General features: G+C 66.3%; 15 protein-coding genes and 2 riboswitches. Of the genes, 13 read left to right on the top strand and 2 right to left on the bottom strand.

The genetic code is table 11. The annotated features are described in order from the left end of the window. Together IVA96_RS03350 and cobJ are read left to right on the top strand one after the other, a co-directional pair. Complete coding sequence (locus IVA96_RS03350; protein WP_247415363.1) at positions 1-732, top strand: precorrin-2 C(20)-methyltransferase; 732 nt, start codon at positions 1-3, stop codon at positions 730-732. Beyond that, complete coding sequence (cobJ, locus tag IVA96_RS03345; RefSeq protein WP_247415361.1) at positions 729-1,463, top strand: precorrin-3B C(17)-methyltransferase; 735 nt, start codon at positions 729-731, stop codon at positions 1,461-1,463. The genes IVA96_RS03350 and cobJ overlap by 4 nt, the downstream gene beginning before the upstream one ends. On the opposite strand, the gene IVA96_RS03340 is transcribed toward cobJ, so the two are convergent. Next, the gene (locus IVA96_RS03340) at positions 1,439-2,185 is read right to left on the bottom strand and encodes a cobalt-precorrin-6A reductase (RefSeq protein ID WP_247415359.1); all 747 of its coding nucleotides are present in this window, start codon (positions 2,183-2,185) and stop codon (positions 1,439-1,441) included. The genes cobJ and IVA96_RS03340 overlap by 25 nt on opposite strands. Between IVA96_RS03340 and cbiE the strand changes: the two genes are divergently transcribed. The 8 genes from cbiE to cobT all read left to right on the top strand — a co-directional run bounded on the left by cbiE (position 2,184) and on the right by cobT (position 9,385). After that, positions 2,184-3,365, top strand: coding sequence for a precorrin-6y C5,15-methyltransferase (decarboxylating) subunit CbiE (gene cbiE, locus IVA96_RS03335; RefSeq protein WP_247278185.1), 1,182 nt, complete (start codon positions 2,184-2,186; stop codon positions 3,363-3,365). The two genes, IVA96_RS03340 and cbiE, sit on opposite strands and share 2 nt — an antisense overlap. Next, positions 3,362-3,730 (top strand): cobalamin biosynthesis protein, encoded by a 369-nt coding sequence (locus IVA96_RS03330; RefSeq protein WP_247278184.1) that lies wholly within the window; start codon positions 3,362-3,364, stop codon positions 3,728-3,730. The genes cbiE and IVA96_RS03330 overlap by 4 nt, the downstream gene beginning before the upstream one ends. Beyond that, positions 3,727-4,509 (top strand): precorrin-4 C(11)-methyltransferase, encoded by a 783-nt coding sequence (cobM, locus tag IVA96_RS03325; RefSeq protein ID WP_247278183.1) that lies wholly within the window; start codon positions 3,727-3,729, stop codon positions 4,507-4,509. The genes IVA96_RS03330 and cobM overlap by 4 nt, the downstream gene beginning before the upstream one ends. After that, positions 4,509-5,819, top strand: a complete 1,311-nt coding sequence (locus IVA96_RS03320) for a cobyrinate a,c-diamide synthase (RefSeq protein WP_247278182.1) — start codon at positions 4,509-4,511, stop codon at positions 5,817-5,819. Before cobM ends, IVA96_RS03320 begins: the two co-directional genes overlap by 1 nt. Beyond that, positions 5,816-6,547, top strand: a complete 732-nt coding sequence (gene cobA, locus IVA96_RS03315; RefSeq protein WP_247278181.1) for a uroporphyrinogen-III C-methyltransferase — start codon at positions 5,816-5,818, stop codon at positions 6,545-6,547. The genes IVA96_RS03320 and cobA overlap by 4 nt, the downstream gene beginning before the upstream one ends. 45 nt (positions 6,548-6,592) lie before the next feature. Next, positions 6,593-6,813, top strand: a riboswitch (cobalamin riboswitch). 36 nt (positions 6,814-6,849) lie between these two features. Next, on the top strand, positions 6,850-7,527 hold the full coding sequence (locus tag IVA96_RS03310; RefSeq protein ID WP_247278180.1) for an energy-coupling factor ABC transporter permease: 678 nt from the start codon (positions 6,850-6,852) through the stop codon (positions 7,525-7,527). Positions 7,528-7,572: 45 nt separating this feature from the next. Continuing rightward, on the top strand, positions 7,573-8,322 hold the full coding sequence (gene cobF, locus IVA96_RS03305; RefSeq protein ID WP_247278179.1) for a precorrin-6A synthase (deacetylating): 750 nt from the start codon (positions 7,573-7,575) through the stop codon (positions 8,320-8,322). 10 nt (positions 8,323-8,332) lie between these two features. Continuing rightward, a complete protein-coding gene (cobT, locus tag IVA96_RS03300) occupies positions 8,333-9,385 on the top strand; it encodes a nicotinate-nucleotide--dimethylbenzimidazole phosphoribosyltransferase (RefSeq protein WP_247278178.1) in 1,053 nt (350 codons plus the stop codon). Positions 9,386-9,391: 6 nt separating this feature from the next. On the opposite strand, the gene IVA96_RS03295 is transcribed toward cobT, so the two are convergent. Beyond that, complete coding sequence (locus IVA96_RS03295) at positions 9,392-9,964, bottom strand: histidine phosphatase family protein (RefSeq protein ID WP_247415354.1); 573 nt, start codon at positions 9,962-9,964, stop codon at positions 9,392-9,394. A 72-nt stretch (positions 9,965-10,036) separates the two neighbouring features. Then, a riboswitch (cobalamin riboswitch) is annotated at positions 10,037-10,239 on the top strand. 116 nt (positions 10,240-10,355) lie between these two features. On the opposite strand from IVA96_RS03295, the gene IVA96_RS03290 reads away from it, so the two are divergent. From IVA96_RS03290 to IVA96_RS03280, 3 genes are all read left to right on the top strand, one after another. Further along, positions 10,356-12,713, top strand: a complete 2,358-nt coding sequence (locus IVA96_RS03290; protein WP_247278176.1) for a TonB-dependent receptor — start codon at positions 10,356-10,358, stop codon at positions 12,711-12,713. Between the two features lie 12 nt (positions 12,714-12,725). Next, positions 12,726-14,159, top strand: a complete 1,434-nt coding sequence (locus IVA96_RS03285) for a PepSY domain-containing protein (protein WP_247278175.1) — start codon at positions 12,726-12,728, stop codon at positions 14,157-14,159. Between the two features lie 233 nt (positions 14,160-14,392). Continuing rightward, positions 14,393-15,994, top strand: a complete 1,602-nt coding sequence (locus IVA96_RS03280) for an ABC transporter substrate-binding protein (RefSeq protein WP_247278174.1) — start codon at positions 14,393-14,395, stop codon at positions 15,992-15,994. The last annotated feature ends 15 nt before the right edge of the window (positions 15,995-16,009 follow it).

The raw sequence follows: 16,009 nt of genomic DNA, 5'->3' as shown, positions 1-16,009 counted from the left end.
ATGGGACGCATCATCTGCTGCGGTCTCGGCCCCGGCGATCCCGATTTGATGAGCGTGCGCGCCGACCGCATGGTGCGCGGTGCCAGGCACGTCGCCTATTTCCGCAAGAAGGGAAGGCCGGGTCAGGCGCGCCGCATCGTCGAGGGCATGCTTGCTGCCGACATCACCGAATACCCCATGGAATATCCCGTTACGACCGAGATCGCCTTCGACAGCCCCGGCTATGTCCATCTGCTCGCCGGCTTCTATGACGAATGGGCCGAGCGCCTGGCGCGGCTTTCGCGCGCGGTCGACGTCGTCGTGCTCTGCGAGGGTGATCCCTACTTCTACGGCTCTTTCATGCATCTGCATACGCGCCTGCAAGGCCGCGTCGAGATCGAGGTGATCGCGGGCATTCCCGGCATGGTCGGCTGCTGGAACGGCGTGGGACAGCCGATTGCGCTCGGCGACGATGTGACGACGGTGCTGATGGGGACGCTTGGCGAAGACGAACTCGAGCGGCGCATGCGCGATTCCGATGCACTCATCATCATGAAGACCGGCCGCAATCTTGCAAAGGTGCGCCGCGCGCTTGCATCCGCCGGACGGCTGGACGATGCCTGGCTGGTCGAGCGCGGCACCATGCCCGGCGAGCGCATCGCGCGGCTCGCCGAGGTCGATGCCGCCGATTGTCCCTATTTCGCGATCGTGCTGGTGCACGGCAAGGGCCGGCACCTGGACGCCGCCGAATGACGGGCACGCTGACTATCGCAGGGCTCGGCCCTGGCAGCGACGCGCTGGTGACGCCGGAAGTCTCCGCCGCGCTCGCGGCCGCGACCGACATTCTCGGCTATGCGCCTTATGTCGCCCGCGTCCCGCCGCGACCGGGGCTTGCACTGCACCCGTCGGACAATCGCGAAGAGCTGCAGCGCGCAAGCGAAGCCTTGCGGCTTGCCTCGGAAGGCGGCCAGGTGGTCGTCGTCTCCTCCGGTGATCCCGGTGTGTTCGCGATGGCCTCTGCCGTGTTCGAGGCGCTCGAGCAGGCACCGCAATGGCGGGAGCTGCCTATTCGCGTGCTGCCCGGCATCACCGCCATGCTGGCGGCGGCTGCCCGCGCCGGCGCGCCGCTCGGCCATGATTTCTGTGCGATCAATCTCTCCGACAATCTGAAGCCCTGGGCGGTGATCGAGAAGCGCCTGCGGCTTGCGGCGGAGGCCGATTTTGCCATTGCGATGTACAATCCGCGTTCGGCGAGCCGCGCGGAGGGATTTGGCCGCGCGCTTGCGGTGCTGAAGGAGTCCGGTTGCGGCGAGCGCCTGATGATCTTTGCCCGCTCGATCAGCGCGCCCGATGAAAAGATCGAGACCGTCGCTCTGAACGAAGCGACACCCGAGATGGCCGACATGCGCACGCTGGTGATCGTGGGCAATTCGCAGACCCGCCGCGTCGGCCGCTGGGTCTATGCGCCGAGGCAGGTCCGATGACCGAGCCACTGCATGACCTCGGAAACGCTCTCCACCCGCAACCGCTCGGGCAGGTTTGGTCGCGAGATCATGATCACGGGCAGGCCGAGCATGCGGGCCGCATCGATCTTGGCGCGCGCACCGTCTCCGCCGGAATTACGGGCAACGATCCAAGTGATCCCGCGCTCCCGCATCATCTCCAGCTCGCTATGAAGCGTGAACGGCCCGCGCGACACGATCACGTGGGCCGGAAAGGGCAGGGTTGTTTCGGGGGGATCGACGAAACGCAGCGTGTAGCGATGCTGCGGCGTCATCGCAAATGGCGCGATGTGTTGGCGGCCGATGGCGAGGAACACTTTGGCCGGCCTTTCGGGCAGCGTTGCGACGGCGGCGTTGACGTCGACGACCTCGATCCAGTTGTCGCCAGGCGCTTTGGTCCAGGGCGCTCGCTCCAGCGCAATCAATGGCGTGCCCGTCTCCGCGCAGGCTTCGACCGCATTGCGGCTCATCTCCGCCGCGAATGGGTGGGTCGCGTCGACCACATGCGTGATGCCTTCATGACGAAGGTATTCGGCAAGCCTGCCCACGCCGCCGAAGCCGCCGATGCGGGTCGGCAGCGGCTGATCGGCAGGCGCGCGGGTGCGACCGCCATAGGAATAGACGGCCTTGATGCCCGCGCGCGCGATCGCCGCAGCCAGCAGGCTCGCATCGGCTGTTCCGCCCAGAACGAGGGCGCGCATCATGGCTGATCCCTGGCTGACCATCATCGGTATCGGCGAAGATGGCCTTGCCGGGCTGTCCGAAGCAAGCCGAAAGGCGCTTGCCAAGGCAGAAACCGTCTTCGGCGGCGAGCGCCATCTCGCGCTTGCGCAAGTTGGCAGCCGCGGCCGTCCGTGGCCGGTGCCGTTCGATGCAGATATCGTGCTGAGCTGCCGCGGCCGGCCGACGGTGGTGCTCGCCTCAGGCGATCCGTTCTGGCATGGCGCCGGCGCAAGTCTTGCCGACAAGCTGCAGGCTGGCGAGTGGATTGCGCACTCCGCGCCGTCGACGTTCTCGCTCGTCGCTGCGCGGCTCGGCTGGCGTCTGGAATCCGTGATCTGTCTTGGACTTCACGCTGCGCCATTCGAACGTCTCGTGCAGCATCTGGCGCGCGGGGCGCGGATCATCTGTCTCGTGCGTAATGGCAAAGCGGCCGGCGATCTCGCGAACTGGCTGACCGAGCGCGGCTGGGGCCCTTCCGCATTCTGGACTCTCGCCGCGCTTGGCGGGCCGAATGAAAGCGTCAGAGAGTATCGCGCTGAGAGCTTTACGCGCGCTTCGTCCGGAAATCTCACTGCGGTTGCGCTGGAGACGAAGGGAGGGCAGGGGCTGTCTCGCGGTTCGGGCCTGCCGGACGATCTCTTCGCTCACGACGGCCAGATCACCAAGCGGCCGATGCGCGCCTTTGCGCTCTCGGCGCTGGCGCCGTGTCCCGGCAGGACGCTGTGGGACATCGGCGCCGGTTCGGGCTCGATCTCGATCGAGTGGGCGCTGTGCGGCGGAACGGCGGTGGCCATTGAGGCGCGTGATGATCGGGCTGCCAACATCCGCAGCAACGCGGCCGCGTTCGGACTGGAGCATCGGATCAAGGTCATCGCGGGCGAAGCACCCGATGCTGTGACAGCGCTGGACGCGCCGGACGCTGTCTTCGTCGGCGGCGGCCTCGATGGCGCGATGTTTGACGCCATCTGGTCGCGGCTGGCGCCTGGGGCGCGGCTCGTCGCGCATGCGGTGACGCTGGAGACAGAGGCGCTGCTCGGCGAGCTGCATCAGCGCCACGGCGGCGAGCTGATGCGCGTCGAGATCGCGCATGCAAGTCCACTCGGTCGCTACCGCTCCTGGGAAGCGGCGCGGCCGGTGGTGCAATGGAGTGTGGTCCGATGAAAGTTGCCGGGCTCGGATTCAAGAACGACGTGACGCTGGCTTCACTGCGCGAGGCGCTGCTGGCGGCCGGCGGTCCCGAAGGCCTTGCGGCAGTGGCGACCGTCAGCGACAAGGCCGAGGCCGAAGCGCTGAAGCAGCTCGCGCGTGAATGCGGCGTGCCGATCAAGGCGGTTCCGGTGCACATGCTCGCGGGCATCGACACGCCGACGCAATCGGAGTTCATCGCGGAAAAGTTCGGCACGGGATCGGTTGCCGAAGCCGCGGCGCTCGCAGTGGCCGGCCCTCGCGCGCGGCTGATTGCGACACGCGTTGTCTCGCAGGATCGCACCGCGACCGCCGCGATTGCGGAAGGAGACGGCTTATGACCGTGCATTTCATCGGGGCCGGCCCGGGCGCGCCCGATTTGCTGACGTTGCGCGGCCGCGACCTGATCGCCGCCTCTCCGCTGTGTCTCTATGCCGGCTCGCTTGTGCCGGAGGGTGTGCTGGCGCATTGCCCGCCGGGCGCGCGGATCGTCAACACCGCGCCGCTGTCGCTCGACGAGATCATCGCCGAGATCGCCGCCGCGCATGCGGGCGGCAAAGACGTCGCCCGTCTGCATTCCGGCGATCTCTCGATCTGGTCGGCGATGGGCGAGCAGCTCCGCCGCCTGCGCGCGCTCGGCATCCCCTATTCGGTCACGCCGGGCGTGCCGTCCTTCTCGGCTGCTGCCGCTGCGCTGGAGGCCGAGCTGACGCTACCGGGCCTTGCCCAGACCGTGGTGCTGACGCGCACGCCGGGCCGGGCCAGCGCCATGCCCGAGGGCGAGAAGCTTGCCGCATTCGCCGCGACCGGCGCGGTGCTCGCGATCCACCTGTCGATCCACCTGCTCGACAAGCTCATCGCCGAGCTGACGCCGCATTACGGCGCAGACTGCCCGGTCGCGATCGTCTGGCGCGCGAGCTGGCCGGACCAGCGCATCGTGCGCGCCACACTGGCAACGCTCGATGCGGCTGTAGGCAGCGAGATGGAGCGCACCGGGCTGGTCCTGGTCGGCAGGACGCTGAATGCCACGGATTTTGACGAGAGCCGCCTCTATGCCGCCGACTATGATCGCCGCTATCGGCCGGTTGGCGCCGAGCCCCGCTTCCCGGAGGCGCCCTGATGGCGGCAGGTCTCGTCATCTCCGCACCGGCCTCAGGCGTCGGCAAGACCACGCTGACGCTGGCGCTCGCCCGCGCTTGGCGCAATCGCGGCTTGAACGTGCAGTGCTTCAAGAGCGGGCCCGACTATATCGATCCCGCCTTTCACGCTGCGGCGACGGGACGGGCCTCCGTCAATATCGATAGCTGGGCAATGGATCGCGGGGCGATCGCGCATCTCGTCAGCCGCGGCGCGGATGCCGACGTCGTGCTCGCGGAGGGCTCGATGGGCCTGTTCGACGGCGTCGCCGCGCGCGGCGTCTCCGGCACCGGCGCCACCGCAGACATCGCCGAGATGCTGGGCTGGCCCGTGCTGCTGGTGATCGATCCCTCTGGCCAAGCGCAGACCGCGGCAGCGATTGCCGCGGGCCTTCGCGACTACCGCCCTGGCGTGCGCCTTGCCGGCGTCGTGCTCAATCGTGTCGCCAGCCCACGCCACGAAGATCTCGTGCGTCGCGCGCTGAGAGACGCCGGCATCGCCGTGTTCGGCGTATTGCCACGCCATGCCGAGATTAGCCTGCCAAAGCGGCATCTCGGCCTGGTGCAGGCCGAGGAGCAGACCGGGATCGGCAAGCTGATCGACGAGGCCGCGCGCTTCGTTGCCGAGCATGTCGATCTCGATGCGGTGCTGCGGGCGGCCGCCAATTGGTCGCCGCAGGCAGCGAGCAATGATTTGAACGTCACGCCGCCCGGGCAGCGCATTGCGCTCGCCCGCGATGCGGCGTTCTCCTTCGTCTATCCGCACATGCTGGAGGCCTGGCGCGCGGCCGGCGCCGAGATCGTGCCGTTCTCGCCGCTGGCCGACGAATCGCCCGACGCGAGCGCCGATGTCTGCTGGCTGCCCGGCGGCTATCCCGAGCTTCATGCCGGCAAGATCGCGGCCAACGCACGCTTTCGCAGCGGCGTGCGGTCCTTCGCCGAGACACGGCCGGTCCACGGCGAATGCGGAGGCTATATGGTGCTAGGAACTGCTTTGACCGATGCCGATGGCGTGCGCCATGAGATGGCGGGGCTGCTCGGCCTGGAGACCAGCTTTGCCAAGCGCCGCATGCATCTGGGCTATCGTCTCGCCGAACTGGACACGCCGATGCCGGGGCACCGGGCAGGCGCACGCCTGCGCGGCCACGAGTTCCATTATTCGACGATCATCGCCCAGCCCGACACGCCGCTGGCCGTGGTCCACGATGCAACCGGCGCGGTCATTGCCGAGACCGGCTCGCGGCGGGGCCAAGCCACCGGCACGTTCTTCCATCTGATTGCGGAGGACCGGTGAGCGGTTTTGTCAGTTTCGTCTCCGCCGGCCCCGGCGACCCAGAACTCCTCACGGTGAAGGGGACTGCACGGCTGCGCGAGGCCGACGTCGTGCTCTATGATGATCTTGCCTCCGGCGCGATCCTCGATCTCGCCCGTCCCGGCGCCAATCTCGTCGCGGTGGGCAAACGGGCAGGGCGGCCCTCCACCAAGCAGCACCACGTCAACCGCCTTTTGGTTGACTACGCCGCAACTGGCGCGCGCGTGGTGCGGCTGAAGTCTGGCGACGCCGGCATTTTCGGCCGGCTCGAGGAGGAGCTCGAGACGCTGCGCGAGGCCGGCATCGGCTACGAGATCATTCCCGGCGTCACATCCGCCTGCGTCGCCGCCGCGCAAGCCGGCATCCCCCTGACCCGGCGCCACACCTCGCGGCGGGTGCAGTTCGTGACCGGGGCTGACGTCACCGGCGAACTGCCGCAAAACCTGAATTGGGTGGCGCTGGCAGATCCGGAGGCAACCACCGTGGTTTATATGGGCCGGCGCACCTTTCCGGCCCTTGCCGCAAAATTGATCGAGCATGGCCTGGCCGCAAATACGCCGGCGCTGTTTGCGGAATCTCTTGGCCGTTCCGACGAGCGGCTGGTCCGCACCACCATTGTCGAGCTTGCCGAGCAGCTTGCGCGCGGCGGCGCCGCTTCCACCGCCGCCGTCATCCTGTTCGGGGCGCTGGCAGGAGACGATCTGTCATGATGGCCGCGGCCGCCGTTCGCCCCTTGACGCCCGGCTCGCGAAAGGGGCACACAGGAGAGGCATGGTGCTCGACGCGGCGCAAAGCGCCGGAGCATAATCGGGAATGGGGGCGGGCGGACCCAGTTGCGGCGCCCAAATCCCCAGCCGCCCCCGCGACTGTAAGCGGTGAGGGGCTCCGATCAGCCACTGGGCCGCAAGGCTCGGGAAGGCCGGAGAACCCCAGTGAACCGCGAGCCAGGAGACCGGCCCTGCACGTTTTGAGGCCAAGGCCGTCGGGTGTGACGGCAGGAAGGATCTGAGCCATGCATATCGAACCCGGAATCGTGACGGGCGCCAAGCTCGTGTTGAGTTACGCAACCGGCATCGCCGCAGGCGGCGTTGCCTTGAAGCTCGCGGTCGACACCGTGCGCGAGCAGGGCATCGGCTCGTTCGCGACGCGCACGCTCGCCACCACCGGCCTCGTCTTCAGCTTCTTCCAGGTGCTGCCGCACTTCCCCGTCGGCGTCTCCGAGGTGCACTTCATCCTCGGCTCGACGCTGTTCCTGCTGTTCGGTGCTGCGCCCGCCGCCTTCGGCCTTGCGTTCGGCCTGCTGCTCCAGGGCGTCTTCTTCGTGCCGACCGACCTGCCGCAATACGGCATGAACATCACCACGCTCCTGGTGCCGCTGTTCGCGATTCAGGCGTTGGCCACGCGGATCATTCCGCGCAACACGGCTTACGTCGATCTGCAATACCGTCAGGCGCTGGCGCTCTCGACCGCCTATCAGTCCGGCATCGTCGCCTGGGTGGCGTTCTGGGCGCTCTATGGCTCCGGCTTCGGCGCGACCAACCTCGCCAACATCGCGGCGTTTGCGGCATCCTATGCGCTGGTCATCGTGATCGAGCCGCTCGCCGATCTCGCGGTGCTGGCGCTGGCGAAGTCGCTGCGCGGTGTCACTGCGCCCGGCCTCGTCACGCCGCGCCTGCATAACGGCGCTTGAGAGACAAGCGAAGGGCGGCCGGTGCGGCCGCCCTTCGCGCTCGCGATGCTCACGCTTTCCCTGATAGGCATCGGTTGCGGCGATCCCGGGCAGCTCACGCGCGCCGCGGCCCGTGCCATCAACGCTGCCGACATCGTCCTGATCCCGCGCAAGGGGCCGGCGAAATCCGATCTGGCGGATCTCAGGCGGACGATCTGCGCGGACGTGCTCACCAGCGCGAGCACGCGCATCGCCGAGTTCGACTTGCCAGTGCGGGACACGACTGAGGCGGACTACCAAAAGGGCGTGGACGATTGGCACGATGCGGTGGCGGCAACCTGGTCGCAAACCATCGCAAATCATCTCGACGGCGAGGGCAAGGTCGCGCTGCTGATCTGGGGCGATCCTTCGCTGTACGATTCCTCGCTCCGCATTGCGCGGCGGCTCGATCCGTTACCGACGATCGAGGTCGTGCCCGGCATTACTTCGATCCAGGCGCTGTGCGCCGCGCATGCGCTGCCGCTCAACGACATCGGTGAGCCATTCCTGGTCACGACGGGGCGGCGCTTGCGCGAAGGCGGCTGGCCACAAGGAGTCGATACCATCGCGGTGATGCTCGACGGCGGCACGGCGTTCGAGTCGCTCGCTCCGGAAAGTCTGCAGATCTGGTGGGGTGCCTATCTCGGCATGCCCAACCAGATCGTCATGTCCGGCGCGTTGGCCGAAGTCGGCCCGCGCATCGTCGCACTTCGGCAGGAAGCGCGCGAGCGGCATGGCTGGATCATGGACAGCTACATTCTCAAGCGCACGCGTTAAGCGAGGCTGCATGCTCCCCGAATGGGTCTACCAAGAGTGTCCCGAAATCTCCGCGATGCACCGCGAGGCAGCGATCGCGCGGCAGACGCAGTTGACAAAACCGACCGGCGCGCTCGGCCGGCTTGAGCAACTGGCGATCGAGCTTGCGGGCCTGCAAGCGACGGAATCTCCTCGCGCCGCGCGCGTGCCGATCATCGTCTTCGCCGGCGATCACGGCATCGTTGCGCAGGGTGTGTCGGCCTATCCTCAAGCTGTGACCATCGCAATGATGGCGAATTTTGCGTCCGGTGGCGCCGCGATCTCAGTGCTGGCGCGTGAGCTTGGCTCCAGCCTGGAGGTGGTCGACGCCGGCACGCTGGCGCAGGAACAGATGGCGGGCGTCGTCACCGACAAGCCGCGGAGCGGCACGCGCGATTTCAGCGAGGAAGCTGCACTTGAGCCGGCGGAACTGGCATTCGCCTTCGCGGCCGGCCAGCGCGCGGTTGCGCGCGCGGAAGTCGGCCGGCCTGATCTGGTGATCTTCGGCGAGATGGGCATTGGCAACACCACGGTCTCGGCGGCCATTGCGGCGAGTCTGCTCGGCATCAGCGCCGAGGAAATCGCGGGCAGCGGCACCGGAATCGACGCGGCCGGCCGCGCGCACAAGGCGCGGGTGATCGATGCCGCGATTGCGCGCCACGGTATTGCGGGGGCTTCGCCCGAACACATCTTGTGTGCCGTCGGCGGTCTCGAGATCGCGGCGATCTGCGGCGCTATCATCGCGGCGGCGCAACGCCGCCTTCCCGTATTGATCGACGGATTCATCGTGTCGGTCGCGGCGCTGGTGGCGGTGCAGATCAACCCATCGTGCCGGCCGTTCCTGCTGCCGTCGCATCAATCGGCGGAGCAGGGGCATCGGCTGGTGCTGCGTGCGCTGAACGTGCAGCCGCTGATCAGCCTCGATCTCCGGCTCGGTGAGGGCTCCGGCGCTGCGATCGCGTTGCCGCTGGTGCGGTCGGCTTGCGCGCTCCACAACGGGATGGCGACTTTTGCGCAAGCCAATGTGCCGGATCGCCCGGCCTGATCGGGCTCAGGCCATCCGCTGATTGACGGAGACGACGCGCCACCCAGTGGCGAGCCGGTCGATCCGGGTGAGCGACAGCGGATCGATCACGAAGCGCAAGGCGGCGTGCGGCGTCAGATCCAGCGCGATGCACAGCGCGGCGCGGATCGTGCCGGAATGCACGACGAGCGTTGCGGAGACCGCGCCGATCCGCGAGAGCCCAAGCCGGACGCGCGCGACCTGATCCGCAAAGCTCTCGCCGCCCGGCGGACGTCCGCGCGCCGGATCGCTCCAGAATTGCGCATAGGCCTCGTCCCCGGCCGCGCCGATCTCGTCATGCCGACGGCCGGTCCATGCGCCGAAATCCTGTTCCCCGAATTCGGGGATCAGCTCGGGCGCGAGTCCCAGCGCATGCGCGGTCTCGATCGTGCGCCGCGCTGGGCTCGCATGGCTCGCCGCGCCTCTCGGCAGAGACTGCCGCAGTGCCTCTAGCTGCGCGCGATCGCGAAGATCGGCCGGGGCATCGGCGGCATGGATCGTCCCTGTGACGCCATCGACCGGCGCATGCCGTATCAGCCAGAGGAAGGTCTCGCCTTCCATGCTCGTCTCCAAGGAAGTTGGTTGCTGTGGCAATAACGCCGCAGCTTGCACATTGACTCCGTCTTGATCGTAATCCTAGATGCTGGCGACGGTTTCCCCGAGAGGGGATGAAAAGGGAATGCGGTGCGGGGAATTCGTCCCCAATGCCGCGGCTGCCCCCGCAACTGTAAGCGGTGAATCCTTCGTCAGAAGCCACTGGGTCCTCGGTCCCGGGAAGGCGACGAAGCGGTCACGACCCGCGAGCCAGGAGACCTGCCGTCAGCCGTGGTCACACGCGAAGATGTCGGTCGGGGAGTACAGACATTCGGCTTCATCGAAGGGCTGACAGGCCAAAGGTGAGACCTCGTTCGCTGTGACGTGCCACTGACGTCATACCGAGGTTTCGAAAACCGTGTCTTGTCTCCTTTTTGTACGACCGCACCGCTTCCTGCTTGCCTCCGCGGCGCTTACGTCACTGGCCGCCGTCGATGTATCTGCCGCCCGGGCGCAGCAGGTCCGCGAGTCGCTGCCGCCGGTCGAGGTGTCGCCCGCCCAATCCCGCAAGCAGGCCAAGCCGGCGGGCCGGGAGGCGCAGGGCACACGCCGTGCAACGGCGCGCAGGCCAGCGACTGCATCCGCAGCGCCCAAGCCTGTCGTGCCGGCCGCCGCGGCACCAACGCCGCTCAACAGCAATGCTGTGGCTGAAAGCGCCTCGCGGCTCGGCCTCACCGTGCGTGAAACGCCGGCGACCGCCGAAGTCATCTCGGCCGAGACGATGCGCGAGCAGAGCTATCGCACTGTCTCCGAAGTGGCGCAGGGCGCGGTCGGCGTCACCTCCGGCGACAATCCGGCTGAACCTTCAGCCTTCTCCATGCGCGGCTTCACCAACAGCCAGATCAACACGCTCTACAACGGCATCAAGATCGGTCCGCAGAACATGACCTCGCGGATCGTAGACACCGCCAATCTGGAGGCCGTTGAATTCCTGAAAGGTCCGGCCTCGCTGATTTCAGGCGAGGGCGCTGCCGGCGGCGCCATCAACTTCGTCACCAAGCAGCCGCATACAGGACCGGTCCGGAACGAGGCTGATTTCTCTTGGGATTCCCTGAACTCGTTCCGCGTCCACTATGGCTCGGGTGGCAGCACCAACGTGCAGGGCCTGGACTATCGCGTCGACATCAGCCGTTCCACCCTCAACGGCTTTGCCGACGACACCAACGTCAAGACGTTCGGCACGTCCGGCCAGCTCAATTACCGCATCTCGGACAGTCTCAAGATCTGGGGCGCAATCGAATACAGGGAGGACCGCTCCAAAGCCTATTGGGGCGCGCCGCTGGTGCCGATCGCCTTCAGCGGCTCGCACGCGACGACGGGGATCGTCTCCGGCAATTACGTCTCCAACTACAACGGAAGCAATCTCGGCGCCGTCACCATTGACGACCGCACCTTCAACACCAATTACAACGTCCTCGACAATCGCAACGCCGCCCAGGAGGTGTGGCTGCGCGGTGGCTTCGAGCTGAAGCTCGCGCCGGACCTGACGCTGAAGAGCCAGGCATATGGCTACGGTGCAGAACGGACCTGGTTCAACAACGAGATCGAGGCGTTCAATTCCACGACGAACATGGTCGATCGTGAACGCTTCTATGTCGCGCACAGCCAGCGGCTGGTGGGCAACATCACCGACCTGATCTGGGACACGAACATTGCAGGCTTCGACAACCGGCTGGTCACGACGTTGTCGTCAAGCTATCTCGACTTCGTCAGGCCGGGTGCGGCAAACTTCCCAGGCGATTCCGTTTCGCTGGTCAATCCCGACCGCGGCTTTTACGGCCCGCTCACGATCCAGCAGCAAACCGCGCGCATCGACAATGAGGCGCTGTCGTTCGAGGACCGGCTGAAGCTGACACGTACCTTCGCACTGGTCGGCGGCCTGCGCGTCGAGCATATCGGGCTCGACCGCAACTCGACCGATAAGAACGGCCTGGAGAAGGCTGGCTTTCCGTTCACGAAAGACTGGGCGCCGGTCACCGGTCGCATCGGCTACACCTGGGAGGCCGTGCCCGGCCTGACCTTCTTCAGCCAGTACGCCACCGGCGCTGATATCTCCGCCAACAACATCTTTCTGCTCGGGCCGACCCAGCCGCTCGAACTGACGACCGCGCGCACTTATGAGACCGGCGTCAAGCATCTGTTCTGGGACAACAGGGCGGAGTGGTCTTTTTCCGCCTACGACATTGTGCGCAAGAACGTCTACGCCGCGGCCGGCGGCATGCAGTTGAATATCGCCGGACGGCAGGAGTCGAAGGGCGTGGAACTCGCGGCGTCCGTGCGCCCGATCGAGCCCCTGCGTCTCTGGGGCAACATCGCCTTTGTCGATGCGCGCTATGCCGACTACAATTTTGCCGGCGGCTCATTCTCCGGCAACACGCCGCCGAACGTGCCGCGCATCGTGGCCAACGCCGGCGCTTCGTATCGCTTCTTCACGCCCTGGCCGGTGGAGCTCGGCATCACCGGCCGTCACGTCGGCGACCGTTACAACACCGATGCCAACGTGGTGACGATGAAGGCCTACACTGTGGCCGACGTCTATGCCTTCGTCGACATTCCCAAGACGGTGTTCAATGCGGTCGACCAGGCTCGCCTGACCTTCCGTGTGCGCAATATAACCGACAAGCGGTATGCGATCTGGGGCGATCCGTTCTACCCCGACCAAATCCTGCTCGGCGCGCCGCGGACCTACGAAATCTCCGCGGCGTTCAAATGGTGAGGTGTTAGACGGATGATGAGTGCGATCGTCCTGCTGCACCGCTGGCTCGGGATCGCCTTCTGCCTGCTGTTCGCGATGTGGTTCGCGACCGGGATCGTGATGCACTTCGTTCCGTTCCCGTCGTTGACGGAGGCGGAGCGATTTGCCGGACTCGTGCCGCTGGATCGCGAAGAGACGAGAATACCGGTTGCCGGCGCCGCTGCCGCGAGCGGGATCGCGGATGCCACGCGCGTTCGGCTGATCCAGCGAAGCGACGGCGCGGTTTACATCGTCTCGGGTCCATCGCGTCAGCGCGCAATCCGCGCGGCCGACGGGAACGACGCGTCGGTGAAATCCGCCGATCTCGCACTGGCTATTGCGCAGGCTCATGCGCGCCCGCGCGAGATCGATGCCTCGCATGCGAGGATTGTCGGCCGTGCGGATGTCGATCAGTGGAGCGTACCGAACGGATTCGATCGCCATCGACCCTTGTTGCGCGTGGCCCTCGGCGATGCCGCCGGGACGGAAGTCTACGTCTCGTCGCTCACCGGTGAGATCGTCCTGGATACGACGCGGCGCGAGCGAGGCTGGAATCTTGTCGGCAGTGTGCTGCACTGGATCTATCCGACCGTTCTGAGAAGCGACTGGGCGCTATGGGATCGGCTGGTGTGGTCGCTATCGCTGCTGGCTCTGATCGCGGCTGTACTTGGTACGGTGCTCGGGATTGTGCGGATCAGGATTGGCAAGAGGCAGATCTCGTCGCCTTACCGTGGCTGGCACGCCTTGCATCACTTGATCGGCTTGGCAGCGACAGTCTTCGTGCTGACCTGGATCTTCAGCGGCTGGCTCTCGATGGATCACGGCCGACTGTTCTCGCGCGGGCAGTTGACCACCACTGAGGCCGGCCTGGTGAACGCAGCGCCGGATTGGCGGGATGCTTCATCGCTCGATCGGTGGCCAATATCTGCCTTGGCTCGCGAGGTCGAATGGTTCGCCTTCAACGGCAATGTCTATCGGCGCGATCGGGTGGCGCTCGGCCGTCAGACGTTGATCAGGACAGGGGATGCGCCGCGCGATGGACCGCGGGGATTCCTTGACGTGCACGAGATTCAGGGGCTGACCGGGCGCTTTGCAGACGGCTGCGCTCCACCATCCGTCCTTCCTGACAACGACGGCTACCCCGCCCGATCCATGATGCCGGGTGCACCGGTCTACCGCTCGTTGTGCGGCGAGAACTGGTTCGACGTCGATGGCGCCGACGGCGCCGTGCTGCAAAGATTGGATCCGTCGCGGCGCGCCTACCGCTGGCTTTACGGCGCACTGCACACGCTCGACTTCCCGGTCCTGCTCTCGCATCCGCGGCTGCGCGACGTCGTGACCGTCGGGCTCTGTGCCCTCGGGCTGGTGTTCTCCATCACCGGCATTGTCATCGGCTGGCGGCGCTTGCGGTCCTCGCTGGCAGCCTGAATTAAGGCGCAAGGGCGGCTCGATACGGCAGGGATCAGCAGATCAGCGATACGCGGGCGGCGCACGATACGCCGTGCTGATCGCGGCGGCGCCTGCCAGGACGCGCGAAGTCCGATCCAAATCCCGCTGGCGAAGGTGGGGTTAGTGGCATACCATTTGCACGCCAATGGGCTCTGGTTTCACCTGCCCGTGGCCAATGATGGCCGGCATCACGGCAATACTGGGAGGACTTCATGGATCGCAGGACCGTATTGAAGGGACTGGCTGGTGCGGGCGGTCTGGCATTGACGGGCGGCCTTTCGGCCCCCGCCCTGTCGCAAGGTGCGGCGCGCACCCTGCGCTTCGTGCCGCAGGCAAACCTCGCCAATTTCGATCCGATCTGGGGCACTCAATATGTCGTGCGCAACGCTGCAGCGATGGTCTGGGACACGCTCTACGGCATCGATTCCTCGCTTCAGCCGCAGCGGCAAATGGTCGAGTCCGAGGAAGTGACGGACGACGGTACGACCTGGACGTTTCGCTTAAGGCCTGGCCTCAAGTTCCACGACGGCGAGCCGGTGCTGAGCAAGGACGTCGTCGCGAGCCTTTCCCGCTGGGCGGCCCGCGATCCGATGGGCCTCATGATCAAGGCGCTCCAGCAGGAACTCACCGCCGTTGACGACCGCACCTTCAAATGGGTGCTGAAGCAGCCCTATCCGAAGATGCTTTACGCGCTGGCAAAGAACAATTCGCCTTGCTCCTTCATCATGCCGGAGCGCATCGCGCAGACCGATCCGTTCAAGCAGATCACGGATTACGTCGGCTCCGGTCCGATGAAGTTCGCCAAGGGCGAGTGGGTGCCCGGCGCGAAAGCGGTGTTCGAGAAGTTCGCCGACTACGTGCCGCGGCAGGAGAAGGCATCCTGGCTTGCCGGCGGCAAGCAGATCCTGGTCGATCGCGTGGAGTGGGTGGTGATGCCGGATCCGGCCACCGCGGCCGCCGCGTTGCAGAACGGCGAGGTCGACTGGTGGGAGAGCCCGATCGCCGACCTCGTTCCGGTCCTGAAGAAAAACAAGAATATCAGCGTCGACATCGGCGATCCCCTTGGCAATATCGGCTCGTTCCGCATGAATCACCTCTTTGCGCCCTTCAACGATGTGCGGGCGCGCCGTGCCGTGCTGATGGCGCTGAGCCAGGAAGATTATATGCGCGCGATCGTCGGCGACGACACTGCGCTCTGGAAGCCGCTCCCCGGCTTCTTCACGCCGAATACGCCGCTCTACAGCGAAGCAGGTGGCGAGATCCTGAAAGGCAAGCGTGATTTCGATGCGGCCAAGAAGCTGCTCGCCGAGAGCGGCTATTCCGGCCAGCCGGTGACCTGCCTGGTCGCGCAGGATCAGCCGATCACGAAGGCGCAAGGAGACGTCACGGCGGACCTCCTGAAGAAGCTCGGCATGAATGTCGACTTCGTTGCCACCGATTGGGGCACGGTCGGCTCGCGCCGTGCGCAGAAGACGCCGCCCGGCCAGGGCGGCTGGAACATGTTCCACACCTGGCATGCGGGTGCGGATTGCATCAATCCGGCCCCCTACACCGCCATTCGCGCCAATGGCGACAAGGCCTGGTTCGGCTGGCCGAGCAGCCCCGGCACCGAAAAGGAGGTCACGGCCTGGTTCGACGCCAAGAACATCGATGAGGAGAAGGCTGCGGTCGCCCGCCTCAACAAGGCGGCGCTCGAGGACGTCGTCTATGCGCCGACAGGATTCTTCCTGAGCTACACGGCGTGGCGCAAGAACGTCTCCGGCATCACCAAGGGGCCGCTGCCGTTCTTCTGGGGCGTGTCGAAGTCCGCATGATCCTGCGTTGAGGCC

The sequence above is a fragment of the Bradyrhizobium sp. 159 genome (assembly GCF_023073795.1).
In the GTDB taxonomy this organism is placed as follows: Bacteria; Pseudomonadota; Alphaproteobacteria; order Rhizobiales; family Xanthobacteraceae; genus Bradyrhizobium.
Note: the sequence above shows the minus strand (reverse complement) of the source record. Positions and strands in the feature narration are given on the sequence as shown.